The 18,241-nt window shown below is 44.6% G+C and carries 16 protein-coding genes, 1 other RNA gene and 1 other annotated feature; of the genes, 1 reads left to right on the top strand and 16 read right to left on the bottom strand.

Annotated elements, in window-relative coordinates; all coding sequences use genetic code 11:
- Positions 1–10: 10 nt before the first annotated feature.
- From udk to cymR, 12 genes are all read right to left on the bottom strand, one after another.
- A complete protein-coding gene (gene udk / locus HDC33_RS08585; RefSeq protein WP_179392039.1) occupies positions 11–649 on the bottom strand; it encodes a uridine kinase in 639 nt (212 codons plus the stop codon).
- Between the two features lie 63 nt (positions 650–712).
- Entirely contained in the window at positions 713–1,348 is a 636-nt protein-coding gene (locus tag HDC33_RS08590; protein ID WP_370457428.1) for an O-methyltransferase, read from the bottom strand.
- A gap of 25 nt (positions 1,349–1,373) precedes the next feature.
- Positions 1,374–2,498, bottom strand: coding sequence for an endolytic transglycosylase MltG (mltG, locus tag HDC33_RS08595; RefSeq protein ID WP_179392040.1), 1,125 nt, complete (start codon positions 2,496–2,498; stop codon positions 1,374–1,376).
- A 94-nt stretch (positions 2,499–2,592) separates the two neighbouring features.
- Positions 2,593–2,889 carry a DUF1292 domain-containing protein gene (locus tag HDC33_RS08600; RefSeq protein ID WP_179392041.1) on the bottom strand — a complete coding sequence of 99 codons (297 nt, stop codon included), beginning with the start codon at positions 2,887–2,889 and terminating at the stop codon, positions 2,593–2,595.
- 13 nt (positions 2,890–2,902) lie between these two features.
- Positions 2,903–3,319: a Holliday junction resolvase RuvX gene (gene ruvX / locus HDC33_RS08605; RefSeq protein WP_179392042.1), complete on the bottom strand. Its 417-nt coding sequence runs from the start codon at positions 3,317–3,319 to the stop codon at positions 2,903–2,905.
- Complete coding sequence (locus HDC33_RS08610) at positions 3,316–3,588, bottom strand: IreB family regulatory phosphoprotein (protein WP_179392043.1); 273 nt, start codon at positions 3,586–3,588, stop codon at positions 3,316–3,318. The genes ruvX and HDC33_RS08610 overlap by 4 nt, the downstream gene beginning before the upstream one ends.
- Before the next feature lie 82 nt (positions 3,589–3,670).
- Complete coding sequence (gene alaS, locus HDC33_RS08615) at positions 3,671–6,304, bottom strand: alanine--tRNA ligase (RefSeq protein ID WP_179392044.1); 2,634 nt, start codon at positions 6,302–6,304, stop codon at positions 3,671–3,673.
- A gap of 142 nt (positions 6,305–6,446) precedes the next feature.
- Positions 6,447–6,653, bottom strand: a binding site (T-box leader).
- Between the two features lie 61 nt (positions 6,654–6,714).
- Positions 6,715–9,165: an SF1B family DNA helicase RecD2 gene (gene recD2, locus HDC33_RS08620; protein ID WP_179392045.1), complete on the bottom strand. Its 2,451-nt coding sequence runs from the start codon at positions 9,163–9,165 to the stop codon at positions 6,715–6,717.
- A 15-nt stretch (positions 9,166–9,180) separates the two neighbouring features.
- Positions 9,181–9,846: a tetratricopeptide repeat protein gene (locus tag HDC33_RS08625; RefSeq protein WP_179392046.1), complete on the bottom strand. Its 666-nt coding sequence runs from the start codon at positions 9,844–9,846 to the stop codon at positions 9,181–9,183.
- A gap of 13 nt (positions 9,847–9,859) precedes the next feature.
- On the bottom strand, positions 9,860–10,981 hold the full coding sequence (gene mnmA / locus HDC33_RS08630; protein WP_179392047.1) for a tRNA 2-thiouridine(34) synthase MnmA: 1,122 nt from the start codon (positions 10,979–10,981) through the stop codon (positions 9,860–9,862).
- A 22-nt stretch (positions 10,982–11,003) separates the two neighbouring features.
- The gene (locus tag HDC33_RS08635; protein WP_179392695.1) at positions 11,004–12,146 is read right to left on the bottom strand and encodes a cysteine desulfurase family protein; all 1,143 of its coding nucleotides are present in this window, start codon (positions 12,144–12,146) and stop codon (positions 11,004–11,006) included.
- A gap of 12 nt (positions 12,147–12,158) precedes the next feature.
- Complete coding sequence (cymR, locus tag HDC33_RS08640; protein WP_179392048.1) at positions 12,159–12,578, bottom strand: cysteine metabolism transcriptional regulator CymR; 420 nt, start codon at positions 12,576–12,578, stop codon at positions 12,159–12,161.
- 130 nt (positions 12,579–12,708) lie between these two features.
- On the opposite strand from cymR, the gene HDC33_RS08645 reads away from it, so the two are divergent.
- On the top strand, positions 12,709–13,995 hold the full coding sequence (locus HDC33_RS08645; RefSeq protein WP_179392049.1) for a replication-associated recombination protein A: 1,287 nt from the start codon (positions 12,709–12,711) through the stop codon (positions 13,993–13,995).
- A 395-nt stretch (positions 13,996–14,390) separates the two neighbouring features.
- Here the strand turns inward: HDC33_RS08645 and HDC33_RS08650 are convergent, their stop codons facing one another.
- From HDC33_RS08650 to aspS, 4 genes are all read right to left on the bottom strand, one after another.
- Entirely contained in the window at positions 14,391–15,206 is an 816-nt protein-coding gene (locus HDC33_RS08650) for a DUF6612 family protein (protein ID WP_179392050.1), read from the bottom strand.
- Between the two features lie 127 nt (positions 15,207–15,333).
- Positions 15,334–16,101: a tRNA threonylcarbamoyladenosine dehydratase gene (locus HDC33_RS08655; protein ID WP_179392696.1), complete on the bottom strand. Its 768-nt coding sequence runs from the start codon at positions 16,099–16,101 to the stop codon at positions 15,334–15,336.
- Positions 16,102–16,196: 95 nt separating this feature from the next.
- Positions 16,197–16,377: non-coding RNA, 6S RNA (gene ssrS, locus HDC33_RS08660), on the bottom strand.
- A gap of 81 nt (positions 16,378–16,458) precedes the next feature.
- Complete coding sequence (gene aspS, locus HDC33_RS08665) at positions 16,459–18,225, bottom strand: aspartate--tRNA ligase (RefSeq protein WP_218843184.1); 1,767 nt, start codon at positions 18,223–18,225, stop codon at positions 16,459–16,461.
- Positions 18,226–18,241 lie beyond the last annotated feature (16 nt).

Raw genomic sequence — 18,241 nt, forward strand, 5'->3', positions numbered from 1 at the left:
CATCATCATATTACAATTCTGTTCCAGATTCAAGAATTGTTTTTATTTTCGTAACCATTAGATCGATTGCGACTTCATTATGACCGCCCTCTGGAATGATGATATCTGCATATCTCTTCGTCGGTTCGATGAATTGGTTATGCATCGGTCGGACGACGGATAAGTATTGCTCTATCACCGATTCAATCGTCCGCCCCCGCTCATTTATATCGCGCATAATCCGGCGGATAATGCGCAAATCTGCATCCGTATCGACAAACAATTTGATATCCATCAGTTCACGCAGCTTCTCATCCTCAAGAACCAAAATCCCTTCCAGAATGATGACATCTTTCGGTTCGATGATAATCGTCTCTTCAGAGCGTGTATGCAATGAATAATCATAAACCGGTTTTTCAACGAATTTTCGATCTAGAAGCGTTTCGACATGGTGAATCAATAGATCTGTATCGAATGCGAGCGGATGGTCATAATTCGTCTCCAGCCGTTCCTCGTATTTCAAGTGGGACTGATCTTTGTAATAATAATCTTGTTCTATAACGACAACGGAATGCTCTTTAAACACTTCATAAATTGATTTGGTAACACTCGTTTTACCTGATCCCGAGCCACCTGCAATACCGATGACGAGAGGTTTTCTTAATTTCATGTCAAACTCCCTTAATGTATCAGATTATCCTATAGAAATTGGATAACTGCACTTATATTTCTTTTATTTTTTCACCGCGATCAATAGTCCGTCCCCTACAGGCAGCAAAGATGTTTCGTAATCAGGATGGGTCATGACCCATTCCGTGAATACTTTCAAATTGCGTATCATCGTACGATTCCGCTTCGGGACATCTTGATCCACGTGCAGAACCATACCATGCATGAACATATTATCGCAATATATAACGCCGCCACTCTTTACAGAAGGGGCATATTTTTCAAAGAAACGCTTGTATTGTCCTTTGGCTGCATCGATGAAAAGTGCATCATACGTCTTGTCGAAGATTTCATCACTTTCCGTGAGCAGGGCATCCGCCTCCAGAATAGCGATACGTTCCGAGTATCCGCTTTCCGCGATATAGTCAAGCGCTTTCAAATACCGTTCGGTGTCCCTCTCAATCGTCACGATGGATACTTCAGGCAGTGCACCTGCAATCCGGATTGCCGAATAGCCGATCGCACTGCCGATTTCAAGGATATTATCCGGTTGTTGGATTCGCAACAGACTGATGAACATCTCGATACCGTCACTGTCCATAATCGGAACATGATTTTCTTCAGCGAATTGTTCCATTTCGGAGATGAACGGATCTTTTACTTTCATGAAACCTGCGATGTATGTTTTATAATTATCCACTTCGTTCATCTCCCGTTCAAGGTCATCAGTCACCTGACAAATAACGTGTCCGATTTTTTAAATGTTCTTCATAAGAATCCGTGAAATGATTGTTACCTTTAGGATCAGCAAGGAAAAAGAGGTAATCTGTCTTTGCTGGATCAATGACCGCTTCGAGAGACGATTTTCCCGCTCCCGCAATCGGTCCCGGCGGCAATCCTTTGTTCACATACGTATTGTATGGATCTTTCACTTCCAAATCGGAATAGAGCACACGGTCTTTATGTTCGCCTAACGAATAGAGGACGGTCGGGTCCGTTTGCAGGGGCATATCTATTTCGAGTCGGTTATAAAAAACGCTTGCAATCGTTTCCCTGTCCGATTTTGCTGTCGCCTCTTCTTCAAGCAAGGAAGCGAATGTCAACAGCCAATGAACCGATTTTTCATTATTTTGAAGATAATCAAGGTAAGGCGTCACATTTAAAGCAGTTGCCTGTACCATCATATCAACAATTGTTTCCACAGATGGTTTTTCTTCATAAAAGGGATATGTCGCCGGGTATAGATACCCTTCCAGCGGGAATTTAATATTTTCCGCTTTAATATCCTCCTTCAGGATTTTCGAATATTTACCCATCAGCATATTGATGGTTGCTTCATCATTCACATATTCCAAGAATTCCTTCTCGGGAATGCTTGTGCGCTGATCGACAATTTTCGCAATCTGTTTCAATGTTAAGCCTTCCGGAATCGTCATAGTGAAGACAGGTTCTCTATAAACCTTTCCCGTTTTCAAGCTTTCTATTATTTCATCGAGTGTCATCGCTTTCGTTAGACCGTATGTACCTGCTTGGAATTGAGAGCTATTGTTGAATTTGGCGTAATATTTAAACAGACGCGCGTCTTTAACAATTCCGGCCGCTGCAAGTTTACTAGCGATGGTATCCACGCCGGATCCAATTGGAATTTCCACTTCGATTACTTTTTCTGAATCCGGGTCGACTGGCTGAAGGCCACCCGTTATGTATTTATAGGCGTAGCGGCCGCCAATTAGGCCAATTATCAATACAACCAGCGCAATTATTAGTACAATTCTTCTGACAATCTTCACTTCTTTCTTCTTTTCGCGCATTCGCTCGAACATTACTTCTTTTTTCGAACCATTATCCATGCGGATTCCACCTCTTTCGTTCGAAAACCTTAGCTGTTTTCAATGAAAAAACGGCACGGCCTGCACCGCACCGTCCCGTCCGTGCATATATTATTTATTCTTCGTCTTCGTCCTCTTCTGCAAGGAACGTATTCAACATTTCTTCAATCATTTCCCATTCAGCATCGTCTTCAATCGGCATCAATTCACCGTCTTCATTGTCTTCGGATGGTACAAAAGCAGATGCATGGATTTCGATTTCTTCATCATCATCAGCTTGCTCTTCGCCAAGTACATGATAAAGAACGTAAGATTTGTTGAATTCCTCGGAATCGAATGTAAAGATGACCTCACATACGTGCTCTACACCGTTTTCGTCTACAATCGTCATTGTTTCTTGTCCGTGTTCCATTACGATCACCTCATTAGTTTTTTGAGTCAAGATACCCTTGCAGTATCATGATTGCTGCCATTTTATCGATGACAGCTTTTCTTTTCTTACGGCTGACATCCGCGTCGATCAACACCCGTTCGGCTGCCATCGTCGTCAGCCGCTCGTCCCACAATGTAACAGGAAAGCCGAATGTCTGCTTCAAAAGTTCCGCATAGTTTTGGGATGCTTCGCCTCGTGGTCCGACTGTATTATTCATGTTTTTAGGGAAGCCTACGACAAATCCGCTAACTTCATACTCTTTTACGAGTTCCCCGATTCTTTCCATACCAAACTGGCCGGCACCTTCATCGACCCTTACCGTTTCGATGCCCTGAGCCGTCCACCCAAGCGCATCACTGATCGCGATGCCAACCGTTTTGGTTCCTACATCCAATCCCATTGTCCTCAATCCGCTTTTCCCCCGTTTTCACGAACGTAAAATTTCACGAGTTCTTCGAGGATCTCGTCCCGTTCCAACTTTCGGATTAGATTACGAGCATCTTCATGACGTGGTATATAAGCTGGATCGCCCGAAAGAAGATAGCCGACAATCTGGTTTATCGGATTGTAGCCCTTTTCGTCGAGTGCCTTGTGCACATGAAGCATGACCTGTTTCACTTCCTGCTCCATCGACTCTTCAGGAAAATTGAATTTCATCGTCTTGTCGTATGATTCCATAATAGACACCCCGCTTTCAGATCATCCGTTTTACGAATCGGATATCATTCCGCTTCTTATTATACCCGAAATGCTTCGTTGATTAAACAGATTTGACATAATCATACACGGATTGAAGGGCATCATCAAGTTTAGATGCATCTTTCGCACCTGCCATTGCCATATCCGGTCGACCTCCACCTTTTCCGCCGCATTGTGTCGCTACATGATTGACGATTTTACCCGCATGATAGTTCCCGGATTTTAAATCTTCCGTCACACCCGACACTAACATCACTTTACCATCTGCCGCCGTACCTAGGACGATAACACCCTTCGACAATTTCTGTTTCATTTCATCCATCATTTGACGGAGTCCGTTATTGTCTTTCACATCTACACGTGCAGCGATGACTGTAATATCGTCGATTTGCTTGGCAGTCGCTATGACGTCAGTCAATTGGCTATTCCCTAATTTAGCCGATAATGAATCATTCTCACGTTGCAGTTCCTTCATGTCAGATAGTACTGTCCCGATTTTTGTTACAACGTCTTTTGGATTTGCTTTCAAAAGGGCTGCAGCATCAACGAGGACTCCCTCCTCTTGTTTGAACGAACGGTAAGCCTGCTGTCCCGTAAGTGCTTCGATACGACGTGTACCTGCCCCGATCCCACTCTCAGAGACAAGTTTGAACAAACCGATGACAGACGTGGACGGTACATGACATCCACCGCAAAGTTCCAAGGAGTAATCGCCTACCGAAACGACGCGCACGACTTTTCCGTATTTTTCTCCAAAGAGTGCCATAGCGCCAAGTCTTTTTGCTTCTTCAATAGGTTTTTCGGCGATATCCACCGAGATATCTTCCCAAATCTTTTCATTGACTATCTGTTCGATTTTCTCAAGTTCTTCAATCGTCACCTGTCCAAAATGCGAGAAGTCAAAACGCAGACGATCAGGACCTACATATGAGCCCGCCTGATTGACATGTTCACCGAGGACTTCTTTCAACGCTTTGTGAAGAAGATGTGTTGCGGTGTGATTTCGAACAGTAAGCTTCCTTGCAGCTTGATTTACTTCGGCATGTACCACCGCACCTTTGTTCATTTCACCCGAACGGATGATTGCTGTATGCAAGTTTTGTCCGTTTGGTGCTTTCTGTACGTCTTTGACATCCGCAATGAATGTCTCGCCGCTAATCGTCCCTTTATCCGCCACTTGTCCGCCACTTTCCGCGTAGAATGGTGTCCGATTCAAGATGAACTGGATTTCATCTCCTTCGGACGCATTATCCACTAATGCACCATCCTGTAATAGTGAAACTACCACAGATTCACATTGTAGCTGATTATAGCCGATAAATTCGCTTGGTTCATGAATTTCACCGAGTACTCCGGATTGTACATGCATCGAGTCGACGTTTTGACGGGCTGCGCGAGCACGTTGACGCTGTCCGTCCATTTCCGTATCGAATCCCGCACGATCCACTGTGACACCGGCCTCTTCAGCTAGTTCTTCCGTTAATTCAAACGGGAAGCCATAAGTGTCATAAAGTCGGAATGCATCAGCCCCGGGAACGATAGGTGTACCTGATGATTTTGCTTTGTCGATTACACCTGAAAGGATTGCCATTCCATCGGTCAATGTTTCATGGAATCGTTCTTCTTCATTTTTAACGACTTTCATGATGAAGACTTTCTTCTCAGCCACTTCCGGGTAGAAGTCCTGCATGATTTCCCCTACAACCGGCACAAGTTCAAACATGAACGGTTTATTGATGCCAAGTTGTTTCGCAAAACGGACGGCTCTGCGCAGCAATCTTCTCAATACATAGCCCCGTCCTTCATTGGACGGCAGTGCTCCATCACCGATTGCGAACGCGACCGTGCGGATATGATCTGCAATCACTTTGAATGCAATGTCTTTTTCTACATCCTTGCCATATGTCTCACCGGAAACTTTTTCAATGGCATGCATGATCGGCATGAAAAGATCTGTGTCAAAGTTTGTCGGAACGTCTTGGATAACCGATGCCATCCGCTCGAGTCCCATCCCTGTATCGATGTTTTTTTTCGGTAGCGGTGTATACGTATGGTCAGGATTATGATTGAACTCTGAAAATACGAGATTCCAGATTTCAAGGTACCGTTCATTTTCCCCGCCCGGATATAATTCCGGGTCAGAGAAGTCGTCGCCGTACGCTGGCCCTCGGTCGTAGAATATTTCCGAGTTCGGTCCACTTGGGCCTTCCCCGATATCCCAGAAGTTCCCTTCCAGGCGGATGATACGATCTTCTGCAATGCCCACTTTATCACGCCAAATCGCATACGCTTCTTCATCTTCCGGATGGATTGTGATGGACAGCAGTTCTGGATCGAAGCCGATCCACTTGTCATCCGTCAGAAATTCCCAAGCGCGGACGATTGCTTCTTCCTTGAAGTAATCCCCAATTGAGAAATTGCCGAGCATTTCGAAAAAGGTATGATGGCGGGCTGTTTTCCCGACATTTTCGATATCATTCGTACGGATGGATTTTTGTGCATTGACGATACGGGGATTAGCAGGTACAACCCGTCCGTCGAAATATTTTTTCAATGTGGCAACGCCGCTGTTGATCCAAAGTAGGGATGCGTCGTCAATCGGTACGAGTGGTGCGGAAGGTTCAACGCTGTGACCTTTTTCTTTGAAGTAGTCCAGAAACATAGTGCGGATTTGGGATGTTGTCATTTTTTTCATAAGTGTGTCCTCCTCATTAGTTAAAAGGTGCAATTTCGCGCTCCTGTTGTAAATTACAACAATGTTTGTCTATTGATGCCCCATTTTGCAACTTGCTAAATCTTTCCGACTTGCAGGCACAAAAAAATCCCCGCCCCTTAAAACAAGGGACGAAGATGTTAGTCTCGCGGTACCACCCTAATTACCGGACATATTGCATCCGGCATCTCTGGTTGCCTTAACGCGGCGGACGGCAGGGATGAGCTGCACTCAGGAGTAGCTTTTCAACATTTCTCTCGAGTGCTTTTTCAGCCAAGAAGCACTTTTCTGGACGAGTGAACATGTCTACTTTCTCCATCAACGTATTACATATGATGCCTGTCCAACTTCAGCATTTCTTAATTGGATTATAGAAAAGTTCCGTCTTCTTGTCAATCGGAAGCTTCAAGAAATTCATATGGCGTTATGCCTTTCATTCCAACAAGAGGGTCGATTGTCAGGAATGTTTCCATCGTAAGCTCATAGATGGCTGGTCCGGATTCATTCGAACTGATGCTTGGTTCCTTATCAACTTCCCCTATTTCTTGCTCACGCGTTTCCAACGATACTGGCTCAACAACATCACCGTTCAGCCGTTCTTTCAACGTTGTCTGTCTTTCCAATTCATCTGTCCGCGCTATGCCCGATCTGAACTCTTCAGGTTCCCCGCAGAGAATGAGAAAGTTTTTCGCACGGGTGATTCCCGTGTATAACAGATTACGCCTTAACATTTTACGATGACTGCGAACAATCGGCATGATGACGATTGGAAATTCACTGCCCTGGGATTTATGGATTGAACAACAGTAAGCAAGCGTTAGCTGATTAAGGTCATTGCGTTCATAAGTGACTTCAATCCCATCATATGAAACGACAAGCAATTCTTTTTTATCGATTGTTTCTTTCGCTTTGATAATCGCGATAACTTCACCCATATCCCCGTTGAACACATTGCTCTCCGGCTGATTGACTAGCTGAAGCACTTTATCGCCGATCCGGTAAATCGCTTCCCCGAAAACGACTTCTTTCCGTTTCGGTCCCGGCGGATTGACCATTTCCTGAATCATCTTGTTCAAGCCGTCGATACCAGCCGGTCCTCTATACATCGGTGCAAGCACTTGGATATCTTTTATGGGGTGGCCCTTGGTGATTGCACTTTTCACGACTTGCTCGACTACTTCAAGAATTCGGTCGCTGCTAGCTTTGATAAATGAACGGTCCGAAGTCTTCTTTGTTATGTCATCTGTCCATTCTGAACGTTTGATCATATGTGCCATTTCGATGATTGACGAGCCTTCACTTTGACGGAAGACTTCAGTCAGCTCGATAACGGGAACTTTACCTGAATCCAGCATATCCCGCAATACTTGACCCGGTCCGACGGGCGGCAGCTGATCCTGATCCCCGACGAACAATAGTTGAACGTCATTAGATAGTGCCTTCAGTAACTGATGGGCTAGCCAGGTGTCTACCATCGACATCTCATCAATGATAATGAGACGTCCTTCAATTTCCCGTTCCGTTTCCTCTTCCTTTTCCTGTCCATTGAATCCAAGCAAACGGTGGATTGTCATCGCAGGCAACCCTGTCGATTCGGACATGCGTTTCGCCGCACGTCCAGTCGGTGCCGCTAAAACGATGGGAAATGTTTCTTTCTTTTTGGCATACTCTTTCGGGTCCAGTGACAAGCCATGCAGTTCTGCATACACTTCAACGAAACCACGAATCACGGTTGTCTTCCCCGTCCCAGGTCCACCCGTTAAAATCATTAACGGTGAATGTAGAGCTGTTTCAATCGCGGCCACTTGTGTTTCTGCATAATTTACGCCTAGCCGTTCTTCAACTTCCCCAACCGCTTTCCTTATTTCAGATACAGGGAACTGATCGGCAGTATCGTTTTCCATTATCCGTTCAAGTTTGGTCGCGATGCCAATCTCAGAAAAGTATAGGGATGGTACGTACAGCCTTCTTTCTTCAGCTGACAGTTTCCCTTCTTCTACCAGTTCAATAATTGCCCGGGAAATATCTGAAAATTGAATATCAACTCGTTGACTCATTTCAAGTAGACGTTTCACATCCGGTAGGACAGCTTCCGCCTCGATGAATACGTGACCGGCTGATTGTACGGCTAAATTCATCGTATGGAGAATGGCCGCTTTTATTCTTGAAGGATGATTTCCCGTGATGCCTAGATTCCTGCCGAGATCGTCTGCACGCTGGAAACCTACCCCTTCAACCTCTTCAATAAGACGATACGGATTTTCAGTCAGCATCGAAATGGATTCTTCACGGTACAGCTGATAAATACGCATAGCGATTTGAGGGCCAAATCCCCATTCATTCAGCTGAATGATCGTCCGTTCAAGTCCCATATTTTGTGCAAGCACGGAGACAATCGTCTCTTTTTTTTCATGGGACAACTTTGGGATCATACCAAGGACGGACGGATCGTCAAGTATCTTTTTAATCGCATCCTTGCCAAGTTTTTTCACAATTGTTTGGGCTGTCTTCATCCCGATACCCGGAAACAAATCGCCTGATAAATAATGGATAAGTCCCGTTTCTGTTGCAGGCATCTCTTTGGCAAACGTATGCACATCGAACTGTGCACCGTATGTCGGATGATTGACTAGCTTTCCTGTGAATTTATAGTCATCCTCAGCATTCAACTGTGGAAAACTGCCTTTGACGATAATTTCTTTATCTTCATAACCGCTGTTTGTTTCCCTTACTTTTAATTTAGCAATCGTAAAAAGGCTGTCGGGGTTATGGAAGATCGTCACGACCGGTCGTCCGATCAAAAAAATCTCATCCGTATTTCCCACTTCGATGTTCCCTTCCATCACCGCCACCCCTTCTTATTTTCCGTTTTCGCCCAATTGGATCATGTCATATATATAACGGGCTTGTACGTGATCCGGATCGATTGTAAATGCTTTTTCTAGATGATGTAATGCATCTTGTTTCTGTTCCGTCGACACTGCATATAAGAAGCCAAGGTTGTAATGCGCATCGGCATTTTCTCCGTCCTGTTCGATGATGAAACGGAATTCATTCCCCGCCTCATTGAACAGTTCCATATTCGCAAGGACAATGCCGTACGACAACCGTATTTCTAGATCTTCCGGTGCAAGTTCTGCCGCACGCTGTAAATAAGGTAATGCCAATTTTTCATTATTGGAACGTTCAAGACTTTTACCGAGCATGAAATAAACGTCTGCCTCTTCAACGCCTTGCCGGATAGCTTTTTCATATAATTTTGCCGCTTCTTCAAAACGTTCTTTATTATAGTATAGGTTGGCAAGCCCATAAAAAGCTGTGCCCGCTTCAGCGTCAAGTGTAATCGCCTTCTGGAAAAACGGTTCTGCTCTTTCAGCATCTCCGAGAGAAGCGAAAACATTGCCTAAATTGATATAGCCTACTGCATTATCGGGATCCTTTTCGACTCCTTGCATAAATGCTTCTACTGCTTTTTCATATTCGCCATTTTGCAGTGCGGCGATTCCAATTTCATTGTATTCCATAGTAAACTTCCCCTTATCCAACATATTCAAGCTGTTTGCCATTTTTGATAACTGTGTCAATCGTTCCGCCACCAAGACATTCTTCCCCGTCATAGAAAACGACGGCTTGTCCAGGTGTGATTGCACGAACAGGTTCCGCAAAGCGGACGATTGCTTGCCCGTCGCCTTTTAGTTCAACTGTCACCTGCGTATCTGGCTGACGGTAACGGAACTTCGCTGTACAACTGAACGTTTGCGGCAATTCGCGGACTGTCGAAAAATTGACGTCAATTGCAGTTAAACTATCGGAATAAAGTGCATCGTTATCGAAGTTTTGACCAACGAGTAGAACATTTTCTTTCAAGTCTTTCCCGATAACAAACCAAGGTTCTCCGGCTCCGCCGATACCAAGACCGTGGCGCTGACCGATCGTGTAGTACATGAGTCCGTCATGACGCCCTACGGCTTCGCCTTCCATCGTCTTCATATCTCCTGGCTGGGCAGGAAGATATTGACCTAGGAATTCCTTGAAATTCCGTTCACCTATGAAACAGATACCAGTGGAATCTTTTTTCGTTGCTGTCGTTAGTCCAGCTTCCACAGCTTTTTCACGGACAGCACTTTTTTCCATATTTCCGATTGGGAACATCACTTTTTGTAGTTGCTCCTGCGATAACTGATTAAGGAAATACGTCTGATCTTTATTTGCATCTTTCCCGCGCAGCATCGAAACACCGCCATCCACTTCGACGACTTGTGCGTAATGGCCCGTCGCCAAATAATCTGCACCTAGGCTCATCGCATGTTCAAGGAACGCTTTGAATTTGATTTCTTTATTACACATGACGTCGGGGTTTGGAGTCCGGCCGGCTTTGTATTCTTCTAGAAAATACGTGAATACCTTATCCCAATATTGTTTTTCGAAATTGACTGCATAATAGGGTATGCCGATATCATTGCAGACGCTGATGACATCTTCGTAGTCCTCGGTTGCGGTACAGACACCGAATTCGTCCGTGTCATCCCAGTTTTTCATAAAGATACCGATAACTTCATAGCCTTGTTCTTTCAATAGTAATGCTGCAACCGATGAGTCAACGCCGCCTGACATACCGACGACGACGCGTGTATCTGCTGGCGATTTAGTTGTTTTCATTCTATATACATCCTTTTTAATTTCATTTCACAGATCGTTTGACAATTTCAGCAGTCTTCTTAGCTGCCTTAAGAACCATTTCATCGTTTAGTCCTAGTCCGAAACTGAACCGGACTGAATTTCTCAATTTGGAAGAGCCCTCACCATACATCGCTGTCAAGACATGAGACGGGTCAAGTGAGCCCGCAGTGCATGCAGAGCCGCTGGATACAGCAACACCCGCCATATCGAGATTCACAAGGAGCGATTCAATATCCGTTCCCGGAAAGCTGATATTGACAATGTGCGGAAGTTTTTCTGCACATTTGGCGGACACTTCATAAGCGACTGCTTGTTCATCAAATACAGTTGTCATTATTGACATGTATCTCTGATAGTTTGCAGTGTTTTGCTCCATATATTGTTGTGCAATCGACACCGCTTCTGAAAAAGCGACAATTGCTGGAAGGTTTTCCGTGCCGGCCCGCCGTTTCCGTTCTTGTTCCCCACCGAATAGAAGCGGTGTTGTATCAAGTCCTTTACGCTGATATAGAAAACCTATCCCTTTTGGTCCGTTCAATTTATGCGCAGAAACCGATAATAAATCGACACCGAGGTCATCCACATTAAGCGGAATGAGTCCATAAGCTTGGACAGCATCGGTATGGAAAACTGCTTGGTGTTCCTTCAGTAACCCACCGATTTCACGAATCGGCTGGATTGTACCCACTTCATTATTTCCATACATAATCGATACGAGAACTGTTTCATCCGTAAGTGCATTTTTCACTTGGTCCGTACTTATTTGCCCATTTTCATCAACTTCCAAGTACGACACTTTGAAACCTAGCATCTCAAGCTGTTTACATGGATTTAAAATAGCATGGTGTTCGCTATTTGTCGTAATTATATGATTTCCTTTGTCTTTCATTGTCGTGACGGAACCAAAAATTGCTATATTGTCAGCTTCAGTGCCGCCCGAAGTAAAAATGATTTCCGATGGTTCCGCATTGATGGACTGTGCCAACACTTTACGTGAGTCATCGAGCCATTTCCGGGATTCCCTGCCGAAACTGTGGATGCTGGAAGGGTTGCCGAAAACAGTTTCAGAAACTTTTATATACGTAGCGCTTACGGCTGGATGAACCGGCGTCGTCGCTGCATGGTCAAGATAAATTTTCATTATGATAGGACCCCTTTAAATGTAAAACATATAGCTATCACGGTCATCTTCTTCACCGGATTTCATCAAATCTTCAATTGTCGTTGTATCGAGAACACTGCGGACAGCTTCTCCGATCCGTTTCCACAGTTCTTGCTGCGGGACATCGGATCCATCCAACCCTTCCACAAGTTGTATGGGTCCTTCAAGAATCCGTATTACATCTCCGGCCGTTATCTCCGCCGGTGGTCTAGCTAGCATATATCCCCCATAAGCCCCGCGGACGCTTTTCACGATTCCGCTATTGCGGAGCGGTGGAATTAGTTGTTCAAGATATGCTTCGGACAATTTTTGTTCTTCGGCGATTTTTCGGAGCGGTACAGGACCTTCCCCGAATTTGGAGCCAAGTTCAACGACAATTGTTAAACCATATCGGCCTTTTGTAGAAATCTTCATAATATCCCGTCCTTTTTACGATTGCTTCAAAATATTATAGCATAACTAAACTGCAAGCTTACCTAAAATGATTTCCGGTTGGCTAACGTGTATAATAGAGGAACGGATGTACTGTGAGGAGTGATTTTTTTTGCATAACGAGCCATTGGCGTTTCGCATGCGCCCGAGAAATATAGATGAGATTGCTGGACAGAAGGATATCATCGGCGAAAAGACGGCATTGTACCGGATGATTAAAAACGGGCACGTTCCATCGATGCTGCTGTACGGGGAACCTGGGATTGGGAAGACGTCACTTGCCCATGCAATCGCAGGTACTACCAACCTTCCTTTCATCGCCATGAATGCGACAGTTTCGGGAAAGAAAGATGTCGAAGATGTTGTCGCGGAATCACGGATTACAGGAAAAGTACTATTATTCCTCGATGAAATTCATCGGTTCAATAAATTACAACAAGATACTTTACTGCCGCACGTCGAAAGTGGAGCGATTGTCTTAATTGGGGCAACCACTGAAAATCCATACCACGACGTCAATCCCGCCATCCGTTCCAGGTGCGGTGAAATCCGACAATTATCCAGGTTAGAACCTGATGATTTGTTGGTAGTGCTAGAAAAAGCTATGTCCGATGAAGAACGTGGGCTTGGAAGAATGCCGATTACCATAACTGATGATCAGCTTACGATGATTGCGGAAGGTGTCAACGGTGATGCACGAAAGGCGTTAACTGTTCTTGAGTCGGCCGTATCCGCTAGTGATGAAGTCGATGGGAAAATAATCATTGAAGACTGGCTACTTGAAAATCTCCTTGGGCGCATCGGTTTATTCGGGGATAAAAAAGGCTCGCATTTTTATAATTTATTGTCTGCGCTTCAAAAGTCGGTCCGCGGGAGTGACGTCGATGCCGCTATTTATTACCTAGCAAATCTTCTTGAGACTGGTGATTTAGTAGCCGTGAATAGACGTTTGCTCGTGATGGCCTATGAAGATGTTGGACTAGCATCGCCTGAAGTCGGTCCGCACGTCTTGGCTGCTACTGATGCCGCGGTACGGCTCGGAATGCCCGAAGCGCGTATCCCTCTGGCCAACGCAGTAATCGAAATGTGTCTGGCATCAAAATCGAATTCCGCCTATAAAGCGATCGATGCCGCCGTGAACGCCATTAACGAAGGCAAGACCGGAGACATTCCGTTACATTTGCGGGATACACATTACGCCGGCGCAGCTAAACTTGGCCATGTCGGTTACAAATACCCGCACGACTCACCCCTTGGTTCGTTCGGCGGCTGGATAGATCAGCAATACTTACCTGATAAAATTAAAAATATATCGTTTTATAAGCCCGTTATTGCGGGCGAGGAGAAAAAGATGGGTAGCATTTACGATAGACTGAAAGAGTTTAGGAAAAAGAAATGATAAAAACCCACTAGATTGCCGTCGCTAGACTGGACGTTGGATTTCCCATACTATACGCTTCGGCGCTTGGGGTTGCCTCCCGCCATAAGCCAGACAACTTCTCCGTCAGTCTTATGGCTTCGGCTCCCCTGTAAGGCGCCTTCGCTGGTTTTCACCCAGGTTATACCGAATGCCTCTGTATAGGTTGTTTGAGAGACAGGCGGGCTTTCGATGACAATGTTTGCAATCAATCACAAACCGATCTGAGAACTCAGAGGAAAATAATGAATAGGAAAGGCGACATTTCGTTCATAATCGAACGAAATGTCGCCTTTTAGATTTCAAATTTACTTACAAGGTTTAAAACACAGGTTTTTCAATGCCCTCCGATTGTCGGGAGGTTTTTTAGTGACTGATTATTGGGCGACGGCATCCAAGACGTCCGCAGGCATTTTTATGTCAACCGCTTTATCGAAATGACTGTAAACTGCATTAATCGTCTGCTTAACACGATGTGAATTGCCGTCGATTTGTGTTGTTGAGTACGTTGTGGTGTCGAGCATCATTTTGAAGTCGGTTATATAAAATGTGTTGATATCGATTCCGATGACTATATCGAACTTATTGATAAGCGGAAACTCACTATTCAGTACTTCCATGTCGGTTTCACTGCCATCGTCTAAATTGAATAGTAGCTTTTTGAATTCCTTATATTGCTCACGTGACAACGATAGTTTCAAATTATAGCCATAATCAATCGGTTCCAGAACAAAATCGTCTTTAAAAGCATCAAAAAACTCCAGATTCAATGTCGGATGGACATTTGCGATCATCGAACCGAACAGCTCCGCAATTGAACCGGAAGGCAACTCTTCCCAAATATTTTTTTGATCGTCTTTTATAAAAACACGATCTTCCAGCTGATACACTTCCGCATCCCACGCGTTCCCGTCTACAGGCCGTGCTTTTACATTTTGTTTAAATGCAACCGGATTTAATGCTGCATCCGAAGTCATTTCAAATTTCACACTGTGCCTCTCTTCAGGCGTTGTTGTTTTCCAAAAATCGTCGTAAGAGATATGTGTACGCACATTTTTCAATTCAGCAGATGCTTCTTTCGCTTTTTCAAAAACATCTTGAGCTGACATACCCTTTTTCGCTTCCACATTGCTACATGCCGTTAATAAGAGGGCAATTAAACCGAAAACCAGTATCTTAAACGCTTTATTCACACGGAAACATCCTTTCTTCAGTTCCAAGTTCGTTTACTAGGCAACCACTACATTATAACCCTACTATTATTTTGGTTACAACCAAAAAGGAACCGCATGAAGTTAGGCACTCACGCGGTTATTATAATTATATTTTATCTTTTACACGCCGAATAGGTATGTCCGCAACGATATCATTCATTACCCAGCTTGCGCATACAAGTCCTGCAACAGATGGAACGAATGCGTTTGATGCAGGCGGCATTTTGGCTTTCCTAATTTGCGCATCGGGCTTACCAACAGTATCGACGACATCTTCCCTGATGACAATCGGGCTTTCATCGGAAAAAACGACCGGCACGCCTTTGTTGATGCCTTCTTTTCGCAGTCTGAGACGGATCACCTTCGCAACCGGATCCGTATGTGTCTTTGAAATATCCGCAATTTGAAACCGGGTCGGATCCATCTTATTGGCAGCGCCCATGCTTGAAATGATTTTAACGTTCCGTGCAATGCATTCTTTTATCAAATGAATCTTAAAACTGATTGTATCAGATGCATCGATAACATAATCGGGTTTGTAGCTGAAAAACTCTTCAGCCGTTTCTTCCGTATAAAACATATGGAGCGAAATGACTTCACATTCTTCGTTTATATCAGCAATGCGCTCTTTCATCACTTCCGCTTTAGAACGGCCGACCGTCGACAAATTAGCGATAAGCTGACGATTGATATTCGTTATATCAATATCATCTTTATCAACAAGGATAATACGACCGATCCCACTCCTGGCACAAGCTTCCGCCGCAAAAGAACCGACTCCCCCTACGCCAAGTATCGCAACAGTCATATCCCGCATACGCCTTACACCTTCTGTACCGATGGCTAATTCATTCCGTGAAAATTGATGTAACAAGAAAAACTCCGCCCTTCCACATAATAAGATTTTAATTTTCCCCAATATAAAACCCCTCCGCACGTAAGTCAGAGGGGTGTATGTTCATGTAATAAACGAATCCCGAATGTGCCGTCTTTGTAGTATCGCTTTGAACCCGCACTCAGCAGGTGGGTGTCCTATCCGATTCATTTGAGGTCCCGATGAAGGGCATGTCATCCGAATCGAAATGCGGACTCCCGACGAAAAAATGTTCGGTCAAAACTGATTGGCAAATAACGAACACTTCAGGATTCGTATTACTAGTATAATACCATATCCATTTAATCAGTTCAACGATTTTAACGGAATACTTTCAAATTTTTCCGATATGACTGATTACTTCTTGTTTGCTGACATGATTTTAATACCGAGTTCTGCAAGTTGCGCATCATCCACCCGATCAGGTGCCGAGGTTAACAAGCAGCTGGCACTTGCTGTTTTCGGGAATGCGATCGTATCGCGCAAATTCGTTGAGCCCGATAGCAACATGACGATTCGGTCTAATCCGAAGGCGATGCCCCCATGCGGAGGTGTTCCATAATCGAACGCTTCAAGAAGGAATCCAAATTGTTCATTCGCCTGCTCATTACTGAAGCCTAAAGCTTCGAACATTTTCTCCTGAACATCCCGTTTGTAAATCCGCAGCGATCCGCCGCCAAGTTCATAACCATTTAAAACGAGGTCATACGCTTGCGCTTTTACTGTTTCTGGACTTGAAACTAGTTCTTCTACGTCAGAAGGCATTGTAAATGGATGATGTGCTGCATAATAGCGGCCGTCTTCTTCGCTATATTCGAATAGTGGCCATTCTGTCACCCACAGGAAATTGAATTTTGATTCGTCGATTAAGCCGTGATCTTTCGCGAGCTTGGATCGAAGAGCTCCCAGTGCATCTGCAACAACTTTCTTTTTGTCCGCTACGAACAACAATAGGTCGCCCGCTTCAGCATCCGCTGCCGATTTCAGTACATCGGCCGCTTCCCCTTCGAAAAACTTCGCTATCGGACCTTTCAAACCTTCTTCATCGACTTTCAACCATGCAAGTCCTTTTGCGCCGTAGACTGCCGCAAACTCCCCAAGTGCATCGATGTCTTTGCGAGAATAGTTGTCAGCTACTCCTTTTACGTTGATGAGTTTAACTTGCCCCCCAGCCTCAATTGCTCCAGTAAACACTTTGAATGATGAATCTTTCACGACTTCCGATACATCTGTCAGCTCCATTGCAAATCTTGTATCCGGCTTATCAGAACCGAAACGTGCCATCGCTTCATCATAAGGGATACGATTGAATGGAACTTGTACATCGATGCCTTTGACGTTCTTCATCACCTTTTGCATTAACCGTTCATTCAACCCAATGATGTCCTCAATTGACATGAAACTCATTTCCATATCAATTTGAGTGAACTCGGGCTGGCGGTCGGCACGGAGATCTTCATCACGGAAACAGCGGGCAATCTGGTAATAGCGGTCGAACCCGGATACCATCAGCATCTGTTTGAACAGCTGCGGTGATTGCGGAAGTGCATAGAACTCCCCTTCGTGCACCCGGCTAGGTACGAGATAATCCCGTGCGCCTTCCGGTGTGGACTTCGTCAAAATCGGCGTCTCCACTTCAAAGAATCCTTCGTCGTCAAGGAAGTTACGGACTGTTTTCGTAATGTCCGAGCGCATTTTGAAAGTCTTTGCAAGTTGTGGACGGCGTAAATCGAGGTACCTGTATTTCAATCTGAGCTCCTCGCTTACATCCGTATCATCTTCAATCATGAAAGGCGGATTTTTCGCCTCATTTACAATCACCAATTCCTCAACTTGAATTTCAATCGATCCTGTTTTCAGGTTGGGGTTTTTTGTTTTTTCTTGTCGTTCAATGACTTTTCCCGTAAGTTCCACTACGAATTCATTGCGCAGTTTGTCTGCAATTTCAATTGCTTCCTTCGAAAAATCCGGATTGAATACTGTTTGAACTAATCCTGAACGATCCCGGATATCAACGAAAATAAGTCCGCCAAGGTCCCTCCGCTTTTGAACCCACCCTTGTAACGTAACCGTTTGTCCGATTACCTCTTCTGTTAAATCACCGCAATAATGTGTACGTTGCATCACTTTCATCCGCCTC

Origin of the sequence: Sporosarcina sp. JAI121 (genome assembly GCF_013408665.1) — a bacterium.
GTDB lineage: Bacteria > Bacillota > Bacilli > Bacillales_A > Planococcaceae > Sporosarcina.

Excerpts from the sequence above, each read along its gene's own strand:
- udk (WP_179392039.1), bottom strand. The coding sequence starts at position 649 with ATGAAATTAAGAAAACCTCTCGTCATCGGTATTGCAGGTGGCTCGGGA.
- mltG (WP_179392040.1), bottom strand. The coding sequence starts at position 2,498 with ATGGATAATGGTTCGAAAAAAGAAGTAATGTTCGAGCGAATGCGCGAA.
- HDC33_RS08600 (WP_179392041.1), bottom strand. The coding sequence starts at position 2,889 with ATGGAACACGGACAAGAAACAATGACGATTGTAGACGAAAACGGTGTA.
- HDC33_RS08610 (WP_179392043.1), bottom strand. The coding sequence starts at position 3,588 with ATGGAATCATACGACAAGACGATGAAATTCAATTTTCCTGAAGAGTCG.
- alaS (WP_179392044.1), bottom strand. The coding sequence starts at position 6,304 with ATGAAAAAAATGACAACATCCCAAATCCGCACTATGTTTCTGGACTAC.
- recD2 (WP_179392045.1), bottom strand. The coding sequence starts at position 9,165 with ATGGAAGGGAACATCGAAGTGGGAAATACGGATGAGATTTTTTTGATC.
- HDC33_RS08625 (WP_179392046.1), bottom strand. The coding sequence starts at position 9,846 with ATGGAATACAATGAAATTGGAATCGCCGCACTGCAAAATGGCGAATAT.
- mnmA (WP_179392047.1), bottom strand. The coding sequence starts at position 10,981 with ATGAAAACAACTAAATCGCCAGCAGATACACGCGTCGTCGTCGGTATG.
- cymR (WP_179392048.1), bottom strand. The coding sequence starts at position 12,578 with ATGAAGATTTCTACAAAAGGCCGATATGGTTTAACAATTGTCGTTGAA.
- aspS (WP_218843184.1), bottom strand. The coding sequence starts at position 18,225 with ATGCAACGTACACATTATTGCGGTGATTTAACAGAAGAGGTAATCGGA.